The sequence below is a fragment of the Phocaeicola salanitronis DSM 18170 genome, from assembly GCF_000190575.1.
Taxonomy (GTDB): Bacteria; Bacteroidota; Bacteroidia; order Bacteroidales; family Bacteroidaceae; genus Phocaeicola; species Phocaeicola salanitronis.
The window spans coordinates 2,485,847-2,503,186 of sequence record NC_015164.1 but is presented as its reverse complement, the minus strand read 5'-3'; the positions used below and the strand labels follow the sequence as shown (position 1 = coordinate 2,503,186).

13 protein-coding genes and 1 pseudogene are annotated in these 17,340 nt (G+C 40.2%); 9 read left to right on the top strand and 5 right to left on the bottom strand.

What is annotated here, in order from left to right; genetic code table 11:
* Nucleotides 1-8: 8 nt before the first annotated feature.
* A complete protein-coding gene (locus tag BACSA_RS10900) occupies nucleotides 9-1,199 on the top strand; it encodes a site-specific integrase (RefSeq protein ID WP_013618160.1) in 1,191 nt (396 codons plus the stop codon).
* 408 nt (nucleotides 1,200-1,607) lie between these two features.
* On the opposite strand, the pseudogene BACSA_RS10895 reads toward BACSA_RS10900, so the two are convergent.
* From BACSA_RS10895 to BACSA_RS10885, 3 genes and pseudogenes are all read right to left on the bottom strand, one after another.
* A pseudogene (locus BACSA_RS10895) lies at nucleotides 1,608-2,811 on the bottom strand (IS256 family transposase).
* A gap of 428 nt (nucleotides 2,812-3,239) precedes the next feature.
* The gene (locus BACSA_RS10890; RefSeq protein WP_013618159.1) at nucleotides 3,240-4,028 is read right to left on the bottom strand and encodes a hypothetical protein; all 789 of its coding nucleotides are present in this window, start codon (nucleotides 4,026-4,028) and stop codon (nucleotides 3,240-3,242) included.
* Between the two features lie 11 nt (nucleotides 4,029-4,039).
* On the bottom strand, nucleotides 4,040-5,020 hold the full coding sequence (locus tag BACSA_RS10885; RefSeq protein WP_013618158.1) for a hypothetical protein: 981 nt from the start codon (nucleotides 5,018-5,020) through the stop codon (nucleotides 4,040-4,042).
* Nucleotides 5,021-5,137: 117 nt separating this feature from the next.
* Between BACSA_RS10885 and BACSA_RS20220 the strand changes: the two genes are divergently transcribed.
* Nucleotides 5,138-5,338, top strand: coding sequence for a hypothetical protein (locus BACSA_RS20220; protein ID WP_169311426.1), 201 nt, complete (start codon nucleotides 5,138-5,140; stop codon nucleotides 5,336-5,338).
* A 191-nt stretch (nucleotides 5,339-5,529) separates the two neighbouring features.
* Here BACSA_RS20220 and BACSA_RS10880 read toward each other — a convergent pair whose 3' ends face one another.
* Together BACSA_RS10880 and BACSA_RS10875 are read right to left on the bottom strand one after the other, a co-directional pair.
* A complete protein-coding gene (locus tag BACSA_RS10880) occupies nucleotides 5,530-5,838 on the bottom strand; it encodes a helix-turn-helix domain-containing protein (protein WP_013618157.1) in 309 nt (102 codons plus the stop codon).
* 40 nt (nucleotides 5,839-5,878) lie between these two features.
* A complete protein-coding gene (locus tag BACSA_RS10875) occupies nucleotides 5,879-6,190 on the bottom strand; it encodes a helix-turn-helix domain-containing protein (protein WP_013618156.1) in 312 nt (103 codons plus the stop codon).
* A gap of 463 nt (nucleotides 6,191-6,653) precedes the next feature.
* On the opposite strand from BACSA_RS10875, the gene BACSA_RS10870 reads away from it, so the two are divergent.
* The 7 genes from BACSA_RS10870 to BACSA_RS10840 all read left to right on the top strand — a co-directional run bounded on the left by BACSA_RS10870 (nucleotide 6,654) and on the right by BACSA_RS10840 (nucleotide 17,310).
* On the top strand, nucleotides 6,654-7,118 hold the full coding sequence (locus BACSA_RS10870; protein WP_013618154.1) for a DUF3408 domain-containing protein: 465 nt from the start codon (nucleotides 6,654-6,656) through the stop codon (nucleotides 7,116-7,118).
* A gap of 229 nt (nucleotides 7,119-7,347) precedes the next feature.
* On the top strand, nucleotides 7,348-7,722 hold the full coding sequence (locus BACSA_RS10865; RefSeq protein ID WP_013618153.1) for a plasmid mobilization protein: 375 nt from the start codon (nucleotides 7,348-7,350) through the stop codon (nucleotides 7,720-7,722).
* The gene (locus tag BACSA_RS10860) at nucleotides 7,719-8,648 is read left to right on the top strand and encodes a relaxase/mobilization nuclease domain-containing protein (protein WP_013618152.1); all 930 of its coding nucleotides are present in this window, start codon (nucleotides 7,719-7,721) and stop codon (nucleotides 8,646-8,648) included. Before BACSA_RS10865 ends, BACSA_RS10860 begins: the two co-directional genes overlap by 4 nt.
* A 49-nt stretch (nucleotides 8,649-8,697) precedes the next feature.
* A complete protein-coding gene (locus BACSA_RS10855) occupies nucleotides 8,698-9,471 on the top strand; it encodes a hypothetical protein (protein WP_013618151.1) in 774 nt (257 codons plus the stop codon).
* A 4-nt stretch (nucleotides 9,472-9,475) separates the two neighbouring features.
* Complete coding sequence (locus tag BACSA_RS10850; protein ID WP_013618150.1) at nucleotides 9,476-10,678, top strand: site-specific integrase; 1,203 nt, start codon at nucleotides 9,476-9,478, stop codon at nucleotides 10,676-10,678.
* 264 nt (nucleotides 10,679-10,942) lie between these two features.
* Nucleotides 10,943-14,236, top strand: a complete 3,294-nt coding sequence (locus BACSA_RS10845) for a helicase-related protein (RefSeq protein WP_013618149.1) — start codon at nucleotides 10,943-10,945, stop codon at nucleotides 14,234-14,236.
* An 8-nt stretch (nucleotides 14,237-14,244) separates the two neighbouring features.
* Nucleotides 14,245-17,310 carry an Eco57I restriction-modification methylase domain-containing protein gene (locus BACSA_RS10840; RefSeq protein WP_013618148.1) on the top strand — a complete coding sequence of 1,022 codons (3,066 nt, stop codon included), beginning with the start codon at nucleotides 14,245-14,247 and terminating at the stop codon, nucleotides 17,308-17,310.
* Nucleotides 17,311-17,340: the final 30 nt, after the last annotated feature.

The following is a 17,340-nucleotide window of genomic DNA, read 5'->3' as shown; positions in this document are numbered from 1 at the left end:
GAAGAGTTATGAGAAGTACATATAAGCAACTGTATTATATAAACCGCAGTAAAGTCAAATCTGACGGAACTACATCAATCATGTGTCGTATTACAATAGACGGAAAAGCTGTTGTATTATCGACTGGGTTATATTGCCAACCGGAAGAGTGGAACAGCAAAAAAGGGGAAGTCAAGAACAACAGACTAAACGGAATACTTGGTGAATATAAGAAACGCGTAGATGAAACTTATGCTGAACTGTTGAAAGTAAACGGTGTTATCAGTGCTGAACTGCTGAAGACAGCCATGACTGGGGCTGTCGGTATCCCGAAGTATATATTACAGGCAGGAGAGGTGGAACGGGAAAATCTGAAAATCCGTTCCATTCAAATAGATTCAACCTCTAGTTACAGGCAATCAAAAATGTATCATTACTATCTGGGGGAGTACATCCGTTCTCTGGGCAAGGAGGACATGCTTTTTACAGATATTACCGAAGAGTTTGGCACCAATTTCATTTTGTATCTGAAAACAAATTACCCTCATAAGCCATCATACCGTAACCATTGTCTTTGCTGGCTGAAACGTCTGGTTTATCTTGCCGTGGATAACGGAATTTTGAGATATAATCCTTTGGATGATATAAAATATGAAAAGAAGGCACCTGCAAAGCTCATGTATATAAGCAGGAATCAGCTTCAGGAGATAATGAGCCATCCAAAACCAGACCCACTACAGGAACTTGCAAGGAGAACCTTTATATTTTCATGTTTTTGCGGTTTGGCTTACGTTGATGTACGCAATCTCTATCCGCATCATATAGGTACAACTGCGGAAGGTAGGAAATACATCAGAACATACCGCAAGAAAACAAGCGTTGAGTCATTTATACCATTGCATCCGGTAGCTGAGCAGATAATTTCCTTGTATAATACGACAGATGATAGTCAGCCCATTTTCCCGTTACCCATACGGAGTATGATTTGGTTTGAGATACATGAATTGGGATTTTCCCTTCAGTTCAAGCATAACTTGTCATACCATCAAAGCCGTCATACCTTCGGTACCTTGATGGTTTCTGCCGGGGTTCCCATGGAAAGCATATCCAAAATGATGGGACATACAAATATCAGAACGACACAAGGATACGCAAAAGTTACAGATGACAAGATTTCAGAGGATATGAATAAACTAATTGAAAAAAGAAGTTTGATATAATGGAATCAATCTATACTTAATTTTATGTGGAGAGGAAACGGGTAAATCTAAATTATACAAAAAACACTCTGAAACATTTTGTATGTATTAGAAATACGGCATTCTAAAAATGACTTCCGCATTTTTTATTTTAATAGTTTCTAAATGGAAAAGATTATGAAGAAAAGAATTAAGCTCCGCATGATGGATAAGATAAATGAAAGCGTAATGAATGAGTTGACATGAAAAGAATTATGTAACAGGAAATAATACAGGGAATTTCCGGTATGGCAATTTTCTCAAGAAATTCGGTAGTGTAAACTAAACTGTGTCAAGTTATATTTCGGAGCTGTTTTGGAACCTTCAATATTCCAAAACGGCTCCGCTAAGTTATCAATATCGTCAAAGAACTCCAAACAAAAGATGTTGTCAGGCTATAATCCTGAACCTATCCGGAAACAGGATAGCCAGTTGCTGAGCGGTCTGGCCCCAGTTCTGGACCGGTTGCGTCCACTTCTTCCGGATTCTCGTAAATGCGAGATAGACAAACTTTTCAAGGGCGGTATCAGATGTAAATACGCCCTTGTTCTTGGTTACCTTGCGGAGCTGGCGGTGATAGCCTTCAACGGTATTTGTAGTGTATATTATCCTTCTGATATGCAGTGAGTACTGGAAATAGGCGGTCAAACGGTCCCAGTTGTCACGCCAGCTTTTGATGACAATCGGATAGTCCTCGCCTCACTTGATTTCAAGGTCGTCAAGAGCCTTCTCGGCGGCATCCTTATGACGGCTTCAGATCCCGCATAAACTCCTTCTGGTTCTTGCTGGCCACATACTTGACTGAGTTGCGTATCTGGTGTACGATGCAGAGCTGGACCGTAGTCTGAGGGAAAACTCTTGCAATCGCATCAGGAAAACTCTTGAGCCCGTCAACACAAGAGATGAGGATATCCTGGACTCCTCTGTTCTGGAGATCCGTAAGCACACCGAGCCAGAAGTTGGCTCCCTCGCTCTTGGAGATGTACATGCCCAAAAGCTCTTTTCTTCCTTCGGAATCGAGGGCCAACACATTATAGATGGCTCTGGTCACAGGCCGATTCTTCTCGTCCATTACCTTATAATGTACCGCATCAAGCCATACAATTGGATACACGCGGTCCAGAGGCCGGTTTTTCCAGCTCTGTATCTCAGGAAGGACTCGGTCCGTTATGTTGCTGATGGTCTCTGCTGATATGCGGTTACCGAACTGCTCCTCCAGGATGTCGCTTATCTCTCTTGTGCTGTTGCCGATGGCGTACAGGCCTATGATTCTGTCCGCAAGTGAGTCAGCAAGTATCTTCTCCCGTTTGCGTACAACCTGGGGATCGAAAGTGCCGTCCCGGTCGCGCGGTGTGTTTATGGTCACTTCGCCCATCGAGGTCTGTACCTGCTTACTCATGTGACCGTTGCGGCGGTTACCCAATTCGCGTTCGTTTCCTTCCAGATGGCTGTCCATTTCTCCCTCTAGGGCACTGTTAAGCAGATTCTCCAATAAAGGTGCCAGTACTCCATCCTTGCCGGAAAGAGGAACACCGGCCTTCAATTGTTCAATAGCATTCGCCTTGAACTGTTCAAAATCAAATGAATTACTCATAATTAAAGTGTGTCTGTAAAGTTAATAATTTCTTTCTCATTTACTTGACACACTTTAATTTACAATCTCAAAAATTCCAAACCGAACATGGAGAGTCTGTCATTTTATTTCCCTTTGATCATTACAGTCAATTAATCCGATAGTCATCCCCAAGCATAAAAACTGTATATTTCCTATCAAAAGGATTATTATTCTACTATATCTCAAAGATATGAGTGCTACTGATATGGAGGAAAAATGCGTAAAACTTACGAAATATAACTTTCTACACCTGCTATTTCCATTATCATAAACAGGGTAAGTGATTCTATAAACAATACCATACATTCTATCACGGTAACACTTCTCTTATTATCAGAGCAGAATTTTCAAAATTTAGGGTATTGATATGTTTTAGTGTTGGTAGTAACGATGCATGAGGAGCAGCGTTAGTTAATATTAAGTAGCTTTTGTATAGCTATTTTTATTGGTTCAAATTCATATGCAATAATTCCCATTACTATAAAAAAGATGATTAGTTTTGCTATAATTGAAAGTTTTGGATATTTTACTTTGAGTGTTTTTGTATCCGATAAAACCATTCTTTCATTGACACTGTATGGCGGCTTTTTTGAAAGCATTTCAATATTGATAAACTGAAATAGACTGCTAACCGCATAAATTGTCAAAATAAAAAAGTCTAATAGAAAATAGACCATACAAAAACGAACTATAATGATAAATACTGTCTTTATAGTAAGATTTATGTCTATACTATTAAATGACCTTGCAAATTGAATATCGGAAATGTTTGTTTGATAACCATATAATAATGAACCTATAAGTATTGATATAACAATTAGTGCTATAAAAATTGAGTACGAAGTTAAAGCGTTAAACTGTCGAAGATAATTCCAAGACTTCACTTTATTAATTTTATCTTCATCCTCTTCTACGTTAAAATCTAATTCCTTGAATTTGTCATATACAACAACAATAAGTGCAAGAAATAAGCCAGTCATAATACTTAATGAACTTAGCAAAAAGTCTATAATATTTGTATTTAATCCAGTATGATTTGTTAATACAAAAATAACAGCTAATAATATAGCTATCCATTGCAATGTAGTAAAATATAGTTTAGGTCTTTTATTAGTACATGTAGCATTTTGATATTGCCACTTTTGCCCTTCCACAATTAGGTTGAGAATGTAATATAGTAAGTTTGAGATGTTCATATCAAGTTCTCCTATATAGCATATATTTCGTCACGTATTTGTGCTAAAAGTTCATCACACATAGACTTAATATCCGCTCTCTTCAAAATACCTAGTTCCTCATCTTGAAGTTCATCTTCAATTTCAATTATTGGTTTTATTTTTAAGTCATTTCCCAATGTGAAAGAATACCTTTTATTTTCTTTTTTCAAAGTTCCACGTTTTGTGGAAAATTCTGATAATGATTTTGTTGCTATTCCTAATTTCATAGATGCTTCTCTCAATGCATTTAGCATATTATTAACCAAGTTGAGGTCTGTCCTATCTTCAGTTGGAGGTGTAATTTTTATAGTAACACCATATCGTTTCATAACAGCATTTTCGTCATTCCCATCAATTACACTTGTTGTCATATAATCCGTAAAAGTTAGCGTATCAACTACACTACCATTTTTATATTCATCAATCAAACTATGTGGTACAAATCTTTCAAACTTTACAGCAGAATGATCGGTTTTTAACAATTCTACAATTAAACATTGAATGGCTGAACTTATTTTGAAACTTCCTTTTTTCTCAATTAAAAGTAATCCGACTTTTGCTCCTAATGGTAAATAAAGGTACATGTAGAACCTTTCCGTTACCATTTTATCTCTTCCTAATAATTCTCTCTGAGAAACATTAGTAGTTTGAGCTATTGTTTTTATTTTGTCATACGGGCCACCATCGATAAAACCCTCTATACAGTTATGTTCTGAATGATTCGTTAAAATAGTATTGATATCTTCTTCTCTATTAGCAAACAACGATAATCCTAATTTTGTATTATCTGATTTCCATGCTATTTCTTGTGTGAGCTTACAAAGAAATTTTCTATATAAATAATTAGCAAAGTCATTGTTATTATTAAGAATGACACCTTCTTCCTCTGCTTTTTCTTCAAGTATTTGACGAACTGTTTTGCGTCCCAAAATAATCTTGTAGATTTCCAATTGACTTTTAGTTTGTGCCATAGCCTTTCTGATTTTATTATTTTTTATACAAAAATAGTGATATTGATGATATTAATCAACATTTGCATTAAATTAATCATATTGTTTTACCGTAATGGTATTTACAAATAAAGATATTTGAGAAAAGTATTCGTCTATCAGTCGCCCATTTCCTCTCCGTCCATAGAAGTTAGTACAGACTCTATTGAAAGCGAAAAGGTCTGGCGGCCATGCCGTTTCGGGCAGAATCTTCCTCTTTCAGAGCGTATTCAGCCCGAAAACCTTTTCCCTTTCACGCCTGTACAATGGACGCCGACGGCAGCGGAAACAAGCGACTGACGGAAAAGTCAGAAGAAAAAGATAAAACAGCATATGGATTGGTTCAAATAGGGTCCAATTCTATATGCTGTTATTTTATCATTCAGAAAGGCTATTTTTTAGAAACACAAATAAAATGGGCAGGCGGTCAACTGCGCTCCCTCCAGAAAAATCAAAATCCTTGCGTGTTCTTTGCGGGGACGCTTGGGCTATTAGCTCCTTTTGTATCTGTACGCCTCCTTGTACCCTTTCATCAGGGTTCTTTCTATATCAGAAGCCCGGTAGAGAATCTTGCCGCCTACTTGTGTGTAAGGCAGAATGCCGTTGTTGCGGTAGTCCTGCAAGGTTCTCCGGCTCACTTTCAACAGGTATGCCACTTCCTTGTCTGTCAGCAACTCATCGCCATAGGCAGACGGTTGCCGTTTTTCCAACAACTTTTCGAGCAGGGTCAACAGCCTGTCGAAATTCGAGTGGAATGTCTTTACCCACTCGTGGTCCTTTTCTCTGATTTCATTACTCATACGTGTTTGATATTGGTTATACATTATTCTTGAAACTCACTCAAATGGTCTTTCCTTTCCAACGGGCTTCCTTGCGTTTGTCCTCCACGTTTCCGACTACTCGCTCCACATCATCAGGACGGTAGTAAGTCCGGTTCCCGATTTTGGTAAAGGCAAGCGTCCCGTTATCCCTTAAGGTCTGCAAGGTTCTCGGACTGATACGCAACCTGCGGCAAACCTCGTGGTTGTCCATCCATTCACTTGTTTCCTTTCCGCCGTGTTCACGGCACAGGCTTTCCACCCGCTGCACGAAACGATCCAACTTGGCGGCAATCTCCTCGAAAGTCCTTTTTTCAAAGCTGATGATTTCCATTGTCTTCTTTATTTTCAGTTAAACATATATTCTGATTTTCGGAACAGAACAGGTCTTTTACAGCCGACATTCCATCATGTCTCGTCGTCTTATTTTTCAGCAGGAAATATGACCGTTTTTTCTGTTCCCACTGCAAATAAAAGCAGTAGAAATTACACTGCAATGGATTTTCAGACCGGTGACGATGCGTTACCCGGAATGACATCATGTTACATCTCAACTGCATACAATGAGCCTTTTTTATAAACAGAATCCACTTGAACAATCTTGTTTGTAGGAATCACTCCGGCAAATCACGGCAGGAAGCACCGACTGTCCAATCGGTATAGTGCATAGGGTAACATAATTGCCACAGTATCTCCATTTGCTTGATTCTGTTCACTATACAAACTTCCTTTGCTCACGACAACGAGTCAAGGTGCGCACCGAGACCAGTGAGTAAACCGATTAAAATCAAAAATGTATGGTAACAAAAAAGAAATTGACCAAAGAAGAATGGGAGGCTATGACAGGTACGGACATGTCATTCATACTCCCGTCAGATGGCGGCATTGAAACTGCCCTGGAATCATCCTTGAATGATACCGGAAATAGAGAACAGGCAAAGTCTGTAGAACAAGTCGAAGTTCCATTCGAGTCCCAGCAATCGCCCACAGGAAGAGAGGAAGGCATTCCTCCTTCTCAGCGTCGTATAAGCAGCAGGCAGAGGAAACTTTCTCTGGACGAATACCGGAAGGCCTTTCTTCAGGTTCCGAGAATAGAATACCGCAAGCCTGTGTTTGTTAGCGGCGAGGTACGTGACAGGCTGGACGAGTTTGTCCGCAGGCTGGGAGGACGCAAAATGAGCGTTTCCGGACTGCTTGAGAACATCGCCCGGCAGCATCTTGAAATCTACTCGGAAGACTTCGAGCAGTGGCGAAAGCTGTGATATTTTCCGGAATGACAGACTTGTTTACTGACTCCAGTCATTACAGTATTCAGACAGTCAGTAGTCGACCTGAGGGGGTAACGGACAAAACTTCAGTTTTGGGAGTTAGCGAGGTTATCTTTCGGGCATCCCGAAAAACCTCGCTCCACTCCCGAAGAGTGGAGGCAATCCGCTCCCGGTGGTCGCAGATTGTGGGAAAAAGAATAATCAAAAATCAAACAGAGAAAATATGAATGACAGAAAGAAAAACAGACCGAGGGGACGCCCCAGAGTAAGCGGAGTGTGCAAACTCAGCAAAGCCGTTACAGTGAAATTCTCCAAGATAGACTATGAGCGACTATGCCGGCGCAGCAGACAGGCCAACCTCACGCTGGCGGAATTTCTTCGCGTATCAGCATTTGAGACGACGATAACAGCCAGACACTCTGCCGAGGAAACTGCCGTCATACGCAGTCTTACAGGTATGGCAAACAACCTGAACCAGCTGACCCGTCTGTCCCATCAGGTCGGATTCCACCGTACCCAAAGGACGGTGACGGAACTCCTGCAGAAACTCAAGGAGATTATCGTCTGGTACAGGCAAGGAGAAAGGAGGCAATCATGATTGGCAAGATCAAGAAAGGGAAATCCTTCGGTGGCTGTATCCGCTACGTGATGGGCAAGGACAATGCGGAAATCATCGACTCAGATGGTGTATTGCTGGGAAATATCCGGGAAATAACGGACAGTTTCAACTACCAGCGTGAGCTTAATCCGAAGATCAAACAGCCTGTCGGACACATTGCATTGAGCTTCAAACCTGAGGATAAGGCATTGTTGACGGATGAGTTTATGGCTAAAATAGCCTGGGAATACATGGAGCTGATGGGGATAAAAAACACTCAGTTTATTCTGGTAAGACACCATAACACGGACAATCCGCACTGCCACCTGGTCTATAACCGCATCGGATATGACGGCAAGGTAATCTCTTCCCAAAGCGATTACAAGCGTAATGAAATCGTCACGAAACTGCTTAAGAACAGGTACGGGCTGACATACGCCGAGGGCAAGGGCAAGACTAATGTGGAGAAACTCCATGCTTCGGAGCGTGTGAAATACGAAATCTTCAATGCCGTCAAGGCAGCTTTGAAGCATTCCAAAACATGGAAAGAGTTCAACGATTACATGCTTCGCCGGGGCATCAGGCTGGAATTTGTAAAGCGTACCAGGGAGGTAAAAAAGCCGGAGGACATACAGGGAATCCGGTTCACCAAAGACGGGCAGACCTTCAAGGCTTCACAAATCAGCCGGGAGTTCAGTTTTGCCAGGCTGAATGCCCGGTTGAGCTGGAAGACTTCGGAATCCCAACAGGAATCCGAACATAAGGTGCAACAAAGGATACCGGACGTAGGCCATCTTCTCGAAAGTACTGGACCGGGACTGTTCTGTCCGACAAACGGTACCGTTCCCGAAGAGCCGTTATCACAGGAAGAACTCTTGCGCAGACGCAGGAAGAAGAAACAAAAGAGGAAAGGATTCGGATTGTAGTCCGTCCTTTCCCATTCAAATTATTCATGAACATTAAAATTGCAGGAATATGAAATTGGAAGAATATATCGAGAGCATCTTCGGATGCCTGGAAAGAATCGAAAACAAAATCAACGGGCTGTCCGTTCCCTTGCCGGAAGGTAACAGCCCGACAGTTAACAATGAAAAGGAAAAGGATGAGTCCGTGCTGAATGAAGTCCGGAAAGGTCATGAGACATTTCGCAACTTGTTGGTTCGCTTATACGAGGGACTTGCCGCCATTAAGAACGATATGGTTTCCATGGGCAGGAAAAACTCGTCACAGGAAAGACTTGGACAGGTCTTGTCTGAAATGCGTAATGAACAGCGTCAGCACCAGGAGAAAGTGGAAGCCTTGTTTTGTGAGACTAATGACACAGTTAGAAAGAATTCAGTTAAGACAAGCAACATCAACCATCATTTCAGCCTGAGTGTAGAATCCCCGTACACTCTTGGGAGTTTTTTCGTGATGTTCGTGACAATCGTGATTCTGTCCGTGACTCTCTATTTTTCGGTGAGGACAGATAACGTGCAGGCCGATAATGATCTGAAGTACCGTTATGTCAAGATGAAAGGAGAGGCTACCCCTGAGCAACTTGTAGAACTTGAAAATCTCTTTGGACCGAACCGGGATAACGGACTGATCGAGCAGATGCGTGAGGATGTGGAAGCCTACGAGAAAGCGGTACAAAGACAAGCGGCATTGACCGAGCAGGCACGGCTGAAAGAACAGGCCGCGAGAGAACTGGACAGCAAGGCGAAGTCCATCAAGGACAAGTCTATTACGGACGAACCTAAAAAGTAAGCCTATGGCCAGTGTCAAAGTGAAATTCAGACCTTCCACCATAGAGGGAAAGGAAGGTACCGTCTATTACCAGATTATCCAGAACCGTGTAATCCGTCAGTTAAAGACGGATTACCGGATATTTACTAACGAATGGAACGAAGCTGGAAGCTGTATCATTGTCGGTAGTTCGGAGCGAAGCAATCTGCTCCTTTCCTTGCAGGAACGCATGGAGTGGGACCTGAAACGGATGGACATGATTATCCGCCAGCTGGATAACCGGAAAGCCGGATATACGGCAGATGATATTGTCGCTTCTTTTCAAAGCAATACAGAGGGACAGTCGCTTTTCAACTTTATGCAGGGTATCATAGCCCGTCTCAAACAGATGGGCAAGATACGTACGGCTGAAAACTATTCCTGTACCCTGAAAAGTTTCATGCAGTTCAGACAGGATCGGGACATTCTGCTGTCCGAAATTGATTCGGACTTGATGCAGCTTTATGAAGCCTACCTTCATGGAAAAGGAGCCGTGCGGAATACCAGTTCATTCTATATGCGTATCCTTCGGGCTGTATATAATCGCGCTCTGGAAAAGGAACTGGTGGAACAGCGTAATCCTTTTAGGCATGTCTATACGGGAGTGGACAAGACCGTCAAGCGTGCCGTTCCATTATCCGCCATCAAGCGTATGAAGAATCTGGATCTGTCCTTACAGCCTAATCTGGAATTTGCAAGGGACATGTTCCTGTTCAGCTTCTATACCCGTGGCATGTCGTTCATAGATATGGCTCACCTGAAAAAGAAAGATCTTCAGAACGGCTTCTTATCGTATCGCAGACGAAAGACCGGGCAACGGCTGGTTATCAGGTGGGAAAAATGTATGCAGGAGATTGTCGGCAAATACCCGGAAGACAGCCTCAGTCCTTATCTTTTGCCGGTATTGAAATACCCTTTTAAGGATACGCACAAGCATTACAGGAATGTCATGTCCGGAATAAACAGGAATCTGAAAGAAATAGCCAGACTGGCCGATATATCCGTTCCTCTTAGCATGTACTGTGCCCGTCATTCATGGGCAAGCGCAGCCAAAGGCAAGAACATTCCGATTTCGGTTATCAGTGAAGGAATGGGACATGATTCCGAGGCGACCACGCAAATTTATCTGGCTTCATTGGACAATTCCGTAGTGGACAAAGCCAACGCACAAATTCTGAAAAGTCTGTAGGATTGGAGAACGTTTAGCAAAAGCATTCATTTCTTAGACAGAGGGACTCACTCTTGTGCAAAGTTATACATTTTATTGAAAATCCTGCAATTCCGGCCGTTGGTTTTTCTTTTGGAAGTCATTGAATTTCAACTATTGTTTAGCAATTCTATATATAATTCATCAGCAAGTCAGCCTTATAGCCTAAAATCTCCCTCTGTCTAAGAGAGAATAAATTCATGTATTGTATTTTGTTTGGAGGGGCTTTGTATTAAATATAAAATTATGAGTACAAAGTTTTTCAATAATATACCGGGTAATACTCTTTTTGATAAGTTGAAAGGTATTGCGGCGGAGATGGTAACATTTGAACGCTTTTTAGCTGTTGTGGGCTTCTTTCGTTCATCTGGATATTTCAAGTTGCGTAAAGAATTAGGTGATATATCAGAAATCAAGATATTGGTAGGTATCAATATTGATGATATTTTCCGAAAGCATAACAAGGCTCTTTTGATGCTTGCTGATGAAGATAAAGCAAAAGAAATCTATCACAACGGTTTCAAGGAGGATATTGTAAACGCTCAATACTCACCCGAAGTAGAGGAAGGCATATTGCAGATGTGTGAAGACCTTGTTTCCGGACGTTTGCAAATGCGTATTCATGCAACCAAAAATCTGCACGCTAAATTCTACTTATGCCTGCCACAAAACCATAGCGAGAATAGCGACGGTTGGGTAATAATGGGCTCTTCCAATATCTCTGATTCGGGTTTGGGAATCAAACAGCCGCCACAGTATGAACTCAATGTGGCAATGAAGGACTTTGATGATGTAAAGTATTGCTCAGATGAATTTTGGACTTTATGGAACGAAGCTGTTTCATTAACAGCAAAAGATATTGAAGAGTACAAAAAGAATACATACTTGGGCTATCAGCCTACTCCATACGAACTATACATCAAAGTACTTATTGATACATTTGGCGACCAAGTGGAAGATGACTTCTCCATTCAGTTGCCCGATGGTGTCAAGGATTTGAAATATCAGAAAGATGCCGTTATTCAGGGGTATCAGATGCTGATGCAGCATAATGGTTTGTTCCTTGCTGATGTCGTGGGGTTAGGAAAGACTATGATTGCAACGATGATAGCCAAACGTTTTGTAGAGGCTAACGGTAAAAATACCAATATCCTCGTTGTATATCCCCCGGCATTGGAAGATAACTGGCGAAATACATTCAAACTTTTCGGAATATACAAGAAAACTCAATTCATTACTAATGGCAGTCTGTCAAAGGTTCTTGAAAGTAAAGACAATTACAAGGACAAAGAGGAATTTGATTTAATCATTGTCGATGAAGCCCATGGTTTCCGCAGCGACAGTTCTGGCAAATATGATGAGTTGCAAAAGATATGCAAATCCCCCTGCCTGAATATGGGCTTGCTGAAAAGCACTCAAAAGAAGGTAATGCTTCTTTCTGCTACACCGCTCAACAACCGCCCTGATGATTTACAGAATCAGTTACTATTGTTCCAAAATAGCCAAAACTGTACCATTGACGGAGTTCCCAACCTCAAAGGTTTCTTTGCTCCGCTTATCTATGAATATAAGAGATTGATGCGAGAGCGTGACCAGCGTGATGTTACTGCTGAGGTTGATAAAATCTATGAGCAGATACGTAGTAAGGTTATTGATAAGGTAACAGTACGCCGTACACGCAATAATATTCTCAACGATCCCGATTATAAGGCAGATATTAAATCACAGGGTATCATATTCCCCAATATTCTGCCACCGAATGAATTGGAGTATGTAATGGGCTCAGATACAAGCAACCGCTTCTATGAGACGCTTAAGCAATTGACTGATGGAAAAACGGATGAAAATCCAGAAGGCAAGGGACTGACCTATGCCCGCTATCGTGCTGTTGAGTTTTTGAAACCTGAATATCGTAGCAAGTATAAGAATGCTGTACATATTGGTCAGACATTGGCTGCCATTTACCGTGTTCATATGGTAAAGAGATTGGAGAGTAGTTTCTATGCTTTCAAAAAGTCGCTTCGAACACTTCTTCGTATTACAACTGATATGATTAAGATGTTCGATGAGGACAAGGTGATCATCGCCCCCGATTTGAAGGTGAAAGACCTGCAAGCAAAGAATATGGAACTTGATGAAATTATCGAGTATGCCATTGCAAAAGGATATGCAACTGAAGATATTCTCTTCCCAGCCAATGCTTTTAGTTCTGATTTTCTTGAAATGCTCCATCATGATCGTGAGATATTGGAGCAACTCAATGCAGATTGGGCGAAAGAGAATGATGATCCGAAGTTTGACAAGTTCCGAGAAAACCTTACTAATGTCTTTTTTGATACGACCATCAATCCATCTGGCAAATTGGTGTTGTTCTCTGAAAGTGTCGATACATTGAATTACTTATACGATAGATTGACAAAAGAGATAGGTCGCACAGATGTTTTGATGGTAACAGCAAGCAACCGCAACCGCTTGGGACAGACTATCAAAGAGAATTTTGATGCCAATTTTGACAGTAAGTCAATGAAGTACAACATCATTATTACTTCTGATGTATTGGCAGAAGGTGTGAACTTGCATCGTTCCAATGTAATTGTCAATTACGATTCGCCTTGGAATGCCACACGTTTAATGCAGCGTATAGGTCGTGTAAACCGTATCGGTTCTGTTGCTGCGAATATTTATAACTATATGTTCTACCCATCGCAACAGGGCGACAGGGAAATTCAACTCTATAAAAACGCTCTTGTTAAATTACAGGGTTTTCACTCTGCATTTGGCGAAGATGCTCAAATCTACTCAAAGGAAGAGATTGTAAAGGAGTTCCAAATGTTTGACAACAATGTAAAGGATAGTATCGATAAGAAAATTTCCCTATTGCGTGAAGTGCGTGAGCTCTACAACAGAGACCGTAAACTATATCACAAGATCAAGTCTTTGCCAATGAAGAGCAGAGTAATGCGTGATACGGGAAAGCATTGTGGAAAGTCAGTCATCTTTGTTTCTTCCAATGTCAAGACCGAGTTTTATCTGGCTACTCAAACTGGTATTGAAATTATTGACTTCCTAGAAGCTGTAAAGTATCTCAAAGCAAGGCCCGAAGAACAATCATCACAATTTACTAATGAGAAACAACACTACAAACATGTCAATAGCGCATTGGCTCAATATACAACCGATTATGTAGAGGCTGCAGATACATCATCTATCAATCGCACAGACCTTGACAAGACTTCACTTGAAGCTAATAAATTCCTGCGGACCATTAAGCAAATAACAACCGACTGTGAGCTGAAATCGAAATGCGATGTACTGATGGGATACATTAATGAGGGTATATATGCCCAACTTCCCCGCTATCTGAAGGCTTTATCACGAGAGTACAAAAACGACCGCTCTAAAATGAAGCAGGACGAATATAGCTTGCAAAACAAAATATCGGAATTACTTGGAGAATATCAGACAATGGACAAAGAACAACACCATGATGCCCAAGATATTTCTAATCCTCAAATCATTATATCAGAATCATTTAAGTAAATATTTTTATGACAGCTACATATACACCGGATATTTTGAGAAAACTATTCCAATCATCTTTCAATCTGACTCAGTGGTACACTTTCCTACAATATTTTTTCAATGCAACCGAATTGAAAGAAGAACCAGAAAGGATCATAGGAAGCACCTCTGATAATGGTTACTATTTGGGAAATATAGATACTACAGACAGTTATCGTATCGGTTTATTTCATTACAATATTACAAAAGGCTCTGTCGCAAACAGGCGTGTAGGGCTACGCAATCTTGTAAAGTCATTCATCAATCCGACTTGGGGTGAGTTTGATGCCGCATTGGTGGTATTTGATAGTGGCGACCATTGGCGTTTGTCATTTATTTGTGATATCAAGGGAGAAACGACATCGCCTAAACGGTATACATACGTTTTTGGTAGTGATGATTTACTATACAGAACGCCTATTGAGCGTTTCAACTTCTTAAAGAAAAAAGGTATTTCATTTGAAAATTTGAAAACTGCATTCTCTGTTGAAGCTCTTTCTGATGAGTTCTTCGACAGATATCGTGAGCAATACGCCGACTTTATCCAATATATTACAGGCAAGCGTTTTGTTAAGGTGGGTAATAAGTGGGAAGAGAAAAGACTTAGTGAACCCAATGCTGCATTGATGGAAGCATTTGACTACAACGAAAAGAAAATCCGTGATTATGTAAAAAAAATGATGGGACGAATCACCTTCCTTCATTTCTTGCAGCGCAAAGGTTGGATGTGTGGCGACCTCAACTATATGCAGAATCTATTTGAGAATTCTGCATATAAGGACGATTATCTCGATTCAGTTCTCGAACCACTGTTTTTTGGTATTTTGAATACCAAACCGTCTGAGCGTGAGTTATTGTTTGCTAATTACGATTGGGATAAATCTTTACTTACAGAATGGAAAGATATTCCATATCTCAATGGCGGATTGTTTGAACGTGATGAAGAAGATGAGCCCGAAAGCCGTTTCCCAGCCGATTACTTCAAACGCTTGTTCCAATTCTTCAGTGAATACAACTTTACCATTGACGAGAATGACCCCAACGATGCCGAAGTGGGAGTAGATCCAGAAATGTTGGGTAAAATATTTGAGAACCTACTCGAAGATAACAAGGATAAAGGTGCATTCTACACTCCCAAAGAGATTGTACGCTATATGTGCCAAGAATCGCTTATAGCCTACCTCGAAACAAATACAAGTGTAGCAAAAGATAAGATACGCCAATTTGTTCTTTCACCCGAAGAAGGTGTTGCGGATATTTCAGAGAATAAAAAGCCGAAACTTCTCGCAGCACTCGAAGAGGTGAAGATTTGTGACCCCGCCATTGGTTCAGGAGCATTTCCAATGGGTTTGCTCAATGAACTGCTGCATTGCCGTGAAGTATTGAGCGGAGAGCATTACGACCGTGCCGAAATTAAGAAAAACATTATTCAAAATAATATCTATGGTGTAGATATAGAGAAAGGTGCAGTTGATATTGCCCGCTTACGTTTTTGGCTCTCCATCGTGGTAGATGAGGAGACTCCATCACCATTGCCCAATCTCGACTATAAGATTATGCAAGGCAACTCACTAATTGAGAGTTTTATGGGTGTGGATTTAAGTAAACTCACTTACGAAAAAGAATACAAGAAAGACAATGGAGAGATTTCTCTCTTCGATGATGAAAAAAATCGCTTGCAAAAGACGGTATCGCATCTACTATCTTCGTACTACTCTTGTAGCGACCACGATAGAAAGGTGAAGTTACAACAAGAAATTTCCGATACTATCAACAAACAGTTGGAGGCACAGGCATACGACCCAACTATTCTTGCCAGACTCAAAGATATCAATCTTGCCGAGAATAACAAATTCTTTCTTTGGCACACTTGGTTTAGCGATGTTTTCAATCGTGATGATGATAAAAATGGTTTTGATATTGTAATTGGCAATCCTCCGTATATCGATTCTGAGACCATGACTTTATTAGGTCAAACAGACCTACGTGAATATATTGCCAAACATTATAAATTCATAAAAGGGAATTGGGATATATACATGGCTTTTCTTGAATGGGGATTAACTCTATCTAATGGATGCTTGTGCTATATCACTCCTGATAAATGGCTATCTAAACCATTTGGAAGTAAGTTCAGAGAACAATGTATGATCCCCCGTATGAAAACAATTCTACATACAGGGAATAAAACATTTGAAAGTGCAATGGTGGATGCCATAATAACTCTTTTTGTTCGTAATTCAGACAAAATAAGTGCATATAAATTTGATGGGAATAAAAATATAACACTTATGAATTCCGTTCCATCTAATTCAATTCCAAAACCATATTATATTGATTCTTTATTTAGTGAGAATAATTATTTAATCAGAAAAATGGAGGATAAAAGTATTATGCTTAGCACCATAGCAGAATGTGAGAATGCTTGTGCAACACACGATGCGTATGAATTATCTCCGTATATCTATAATCTCACATCAAAATATAACTCTGCAGCACAATCGAAACTTGTTAATACTGGTACTATTGATAAATTTTCTAATAGATGGGGTATAAAGGATATTACCTATTTGGGGGCAAAATATATGAATCCAGTAGTTAATAAAAATGAGTTTTGCCGTAATTTTGGGAATTCATATGTACGAAAGGCTCTATCAAAGAAGTTGATTTTCAAAGGACTTAATCTTCTTGATGGTTTTATTGATTTAGAAGGTGAATATATCCCCGGTAAATCTACTTTAGTAATTTGTTCAGACAATACAGATAATTTAAAATTTTTGTGTGGAGTCTTAAATTCTAACTTGGCAATTTTCTACATAAAATCAAAATATGCTTCAAGTAGCTATTGTGGTGGTATAACCTTTTCTAAAGATATGATAAACAATTTTCCATTATCTTCAAATCCAGACTTTAAAGATGAGGTAGTTTCAATTGTTGATAAAATATTGGATTTAGGGTATTCTATAGATTTGAATAAACAATTAAACAAAATAATATATTCAAACTATAACTTGTCGTCTACAGAGATAAAAATCATTGAACAAAGTATCTAACTTTAGTAGCCTGCGGATTTGCAGGCTACA

Excerpts from the sequence above, each read along its gene's own strand:
- BACSA_RS10900 (WP_013618160.1), top strand. The coding sequence starts at position 9 with ATGAGAAGTACATATAAGCAACTGTATTATATAAACCGCAGTAAAGTC.
- BACSA_RS10890 (WP_013618159.1), bottom strand. The coding sequence starts at position 4,028 with ATGAACATCTCAAACTTACTATATTACATTCTCAACCTAATTGTGGAA.
- BACSA_RS10885 (WP_013618158.1), bottom strand. The coding sequence starts at position 5,020 with ATGGCACAAACTAAAAGTCAATTGGAAATCTACAAGATTATTTTGGGA.
- BACSA_RS10880 (WP_013618157.1), bottom strand. The coding sequence starts at position 5,838 with ATGAGTAATGAAATCAGAGAAAAGGACCACGAGTGGGTAAAGACATTC.
- BACSA_RS10875 (WP_013618156.1), bottom strand. The coding sequence starts at position 6,190 with ATGGAAATCATCAGCTTTGAAAAAAGGACTTTCGAGGAGATTGCCGCC.
- BACSA_RS10870 (WP_013618154.1), top strand. The coding sequence starts at position 6,654 with ATGGTAACAAAAAAGAAATTGACCAAAGAAGAATGGGAGGCTATGACA.
- BACSA_RS10865 (WP_013618153.1), top strand. The coding sequence starts at position 7,348 with ATGAATGACAGAAAGAAAAACAGACCGAGGGGACGCCCCAGAGTAAGC.
- BACSA_RS10860 (WP_013618152.1), top strand. The coding sequence starts at position 7,719 with ATGATTGGCAAGATCAAGAAAGGGAAATCCTTCGGTGGCTGTATCCGC.
- BACSA_RS10855 (WP_013618151.1), top strand. The coding sequence starts at position 8,698 with ATGAAATTGGAAGAATATATCGAGAGCATCTTCGGATGCCTGGAAAGA.
- BACSA_RS10850 (WP_013618150.1), top strand. The coding sequence starts at position 9,476 with ATGGCCAGTGTCAAAGTGAAATTCAGACCTTCCACCATAGAGGGAAAG.
- BACSA_RS10845 (WP_013618149.1), top strand. The coding sequence starts at position 10,943 with ATGAGTACAAAGTTTTTCAATAATATACCGGGTAATACTCTTTTTGAT.
- BACSA_RS10840 (WP_013618148.1), top strand. The coding sequence starts at position 14,245 with ATGACAGCTACATATACACCGGATATTTTGAGAAAACTATTCCAATCA.